At 73.1% G+C, this 616-nt stretch carries 1 protein-coding gene and 1 pseudogene; both read right to left on the reverse strand.

Annotation, left to right across the window (positions count from 1 at the left end):
- The coding region (locus ABEB28_RS41365; protein WP_345733789.1) for a hypothetical protein at nt 1-193 on the reverse strand (193 nt) is incomplete at its 3' end.
- A gap of 184 nt (nt 194-377) precedes the next feature.
- A pseudogene (locus ABEB28_RS43325) lies at nt 378-536 on the reverse strand (hypothetical protein); the annotation flags it as partial.
- Nucleotides 537-616 lie beyond the last annotated feature (80 nt).

A 616-nucleotide genomic window follows, 5' to 3' on the forward strand; every position in this document is an offset into this window, starting at 1 on the left:
CTTCCAGCCACACGTACAGGCCGGCCGCGGTGCTGTGCGGGGCGACCGCGCGCCTCAGCGCGGCGAGGAGGACGGCCTGGGCGCTGAGGCCGTGCAGGCGGGTCACATCCAGTTGCAGGTAAGTCCCGGCCCGCGTGGAGAGCCGACGGCGCACCCGGATCCGTTGGCCGATCGTGGCGGCTGCAGCGGCCACCGTGGAACCGACCGACCGACCCGGACCCGGTCAGGTGAGGTTTCGCGGCCGCGGCGAGGTCCTCCCACCGGCGCGGGTCGCGGTCCCGTTCGCCGGCGGCGGCGGACGGGATTCCGGGTGCGGCGCCGTCCGGTGGGTGCTGACCGTCGGACAGCAACCGGTAGGCGTGTTCGAGGTCGGCGATGAGTATCTGCCAGGAGACGACGTCGACGATCAGATGGTGGGCGATCAGATACAGCCAGGCGTGGGCGCCGGCCGGGTCGTGCACGATCGTGAAGGCGGCCAGACGACCGCCGTCGATGCTGATCGGGTAGTGCAGGGCGCGCAGCGCGGTGTCCAGCACGGTCGCCGAGCGTTCGGTCGGCAGATGCCCGGCGTCGTCGGGCAGGGTGTGCTCCTGGACGAGGTCGGGGCGGGGCCGCT

This window comes from Cryptosporangium minutisporangium (genome assembly GCF_039536245.1).
Taxonomy (GTDB): Bacteria; Actinomycetota; Actinomycetes; order Mycobacteriales; family Cryptosporangiaceae; genus Cryptosporangium; species Cryptosporangium minutisporangium.